This is a genomic window from Kiritimatiellia bacterium (assembly GCA_018001225.1).
In the GTDB taxonomy this organism is placed as follows: domain Bacteria; phylum Verrucomicrobiota; class Kiritimatiellia; order CAIQIC01; family JAGNIJ01; genus JAGNIJ01.
On the sequence record JAGNIJ010000085.1, the window covers coordinates 1 to 2,511 of the forward strand.

Annotated in this window: 2 protein-coding genes; both read right to left on the minus strand. The window is 65.4% G+C overall.

Annotated elements, in window-relative coordinates:
- Nucleotides 1–1,186 (minus strand): glycoside hydrolase N-terminal domain-containing protein (locus KA248_15875; protein MBP7831386.1); only part of this gene is annotated, 1,186 nt, incomplete at its 3' end.
- A gap of 251 nt (nt 1,187–1,437) precedes the next feature.
- The gene (locus KA248_15880; GenBank protein ID MBP7831387.1) at nt 1,438–2,268 is read right to left on the minus strand and encodes a HEAT repeat domain-containing protein; all 831 of its coding nucleotides are present in this window, start codon (nt 2,266–2,268) and stop codon (nt 1,438–1,440) included.
- Nucleotides 2,269–2,511 lie beyond the last annotated feature (243 nt).

A 2,511-nucleotide genomic window follows, 5' to 3' on the forward strand; every position in this document is an offset into this window, starting at 1 on the left:
TGGTCATGGGCACGGCCAGACCGGGCAGGTCAAAGAACTTCCGGGTCCACGCCCGGCAGTTCTCGCGGTGGTCCCACAGCCAGTCGACAAACCCCCGGGCGGCCTCGAGCCGGTTGCCGCTGTAACAAGGCCAATACGTCATCTGCGTGTTCAGGTCGTGGTGGTAATCGCCCTTCCAGGGAGGCAGCCTGCCGTTGTCGGCCGTCCAGGGCCCCTGCAGGCTGACCGGCGGCGCGTCGGGCCGGGCCGCCGCTCCCAGCTTGTACGTATCGAGATACCATTGCCGCTCGATGCGCGCATGCGGCACCCGCAGCCACGTGCGGTCCCAATACGCGCGCCACCAGGCCAGATGCGCCTGACGCAAGGCGTCCAGCCCGCCGTCCAGGGCCGTTTCCACCCGCGCCTTTCCGATGGCCATCGGCTCGCCGCCCTCAACACTCGAAGCGACCGTCCAGATCACCGTGGTCTTGCCCGCCCCTTCGTCGAAACGCCAGCCCACGTACACCGCGAAACGGAATCCGCCCCAGCCTTCCTGCTCATACGCGGCAAACCGGTCGCCGGCGCTCTCCCGCGGCGCGCCGTAGCCCAGCTGGGCCAGTTCGCCCGCCTCGATGCCGATCTCCGATTGGATGTGCTCCTTCCCGCCAAACAAGGGCGCCACGAGCACCGGTGTGACCGGCGCGCCCGCTTCGATTTCCAGCACCCCGAGCGGCGCCGTGGCATGAACCCAGGCCGTCACGCGCGCGCCATTGCCGAACGAGACGTGTCCCGTGGCGGCCGCGAGATCGAGCCCCGTGCTTCCGAACGCCGCTCCGTCAAACGCCAGAGTCAGACGCCCCGCGGGGATTTTGGTCGGCGCGGGCCGGTGGTAGGGCAGTTCATACAGCTTCGCGAGCTCGTCGTAGCGGCCGGCCCGCTCCCATTCCCGCATCACGGCGTACGAGTAGTCCGCCGACGCAAATTCCGGCACCGGCCGCAGGTCCCACAGATCAGTGCGATCCAGCGAGATGTTCAACGGCGCGCCGTCGCCCCAGACCAGCGCGCCCATGATCCCGTTGCCGAGCGGCAGGGCCTCGTCCCACGTCATCGCGGGCGTGTCGAACGCCAGCCCATGCTCCAGATACGGCGGATGCGCCAGTGTTTCCGGCGCCGCACACAACGTCATCAGCGCGACCAGGGTTGTCATAGCGGATCCCTTCGCCCAAACGGGACCTTCCGGCCCCTATGCGTCATCAGGATGTTGAGCATAGCACTGTCGCCCACCCCCGCCAAACCGGGATGCGTATACGGAAAACGCCGTACTCCAGGGAAGGCTATGCGCTTCGTGCCTCCGGTGCGCCGCATGCACCGGTTCGAGCGCATGGGACACGTTTTCGGGGGACGGGACATCGGCCCCTGTCCACCGGCGCCGTGCCGGAGTCGCGGACAGACCCGGATTCATTCGTCTTGAAAACGCTCTCCGGGCAAAACCAGGGGAAGGAGTTCCGACAACTCGATCGGATTCGCGATCGTGCCGGCTTGCCTGCCCCAGAAGAGGGCCCAGTCGTCGTGGGTCTCAAAATCCACGGGTTCCCCGGGCAGGCTCCAGAGCTGCGCCAGTGCGCGGCGGCTCACATGCCGGGTCCTCAGGTCTCCCGATTTCAGATTTTCGATCAGGGCTGGGGTTGCCTCTTTCGCCCCGAGAGCCCCGAGCGCGTCCGCGGCGGCGATGCGGACCGCCGGCACAGGGTCGGCAAGCCCGCGCGCTATCTGGTCCACGGCTTCGAAATCCCGGTTCGTTCCCAACAAGGCAATCGCCCTCGCGCGGACCCCGCCATCGACATGAGAGCAGCATTCCAGGAACAGAGGCCTGGCCCTGCGGGAATCCAGACGGGCGAGGACATCGAGGACGCCTGGAACAAACCGCGGCGACAACGCCGGCAGGCAGTGTTCGAAATACCGGAACAGATCCAATTCCCGGCCCTTCGCGATCAAGGCGTTACTGGCCCGCGCGCTGATTTCAGGATCCGTCGACTGCAGATTACGCATGAGTTTCATGATTTCCGCGCGTTGCTGGAGAGTCAGGCCCGTGTCCTCAAGATGCTTTGCATCGCGTTCGGCCCGCCGCGCCTGGATCGTCTCCAAATCGAGATGGCCCGTCTTGTCGTTCTTCACGATACCGGCCACTTCGTCCCGCCGAAGGGCGATGCTCCGGCCGGCAACCACGACGGTCAGTTCTCCTCCGGGAATTTCCTGGACCATTCCGTCAATTGTCACGCCGTTCTTCATGGTGACCGTGTCTGCGCCGATGGAACAGACAGGAACCAGCAGACCCACGGGGGCGGCGAGTACGAGTATGAGCATGCAACGGGGCAGTGCGTTCCGCATCCTGGGAATTCTCCTAATGCTCGTTCGTACGGTACACGAGCCGTGCAAATGTCACTTGAGTGGGATCCTCAATATTGAGGAAGCGCCGGACACGGCGGTCGTACAACAGCGTGAGGCCTACCGTGTTGCCTTCTCCCGGGATCA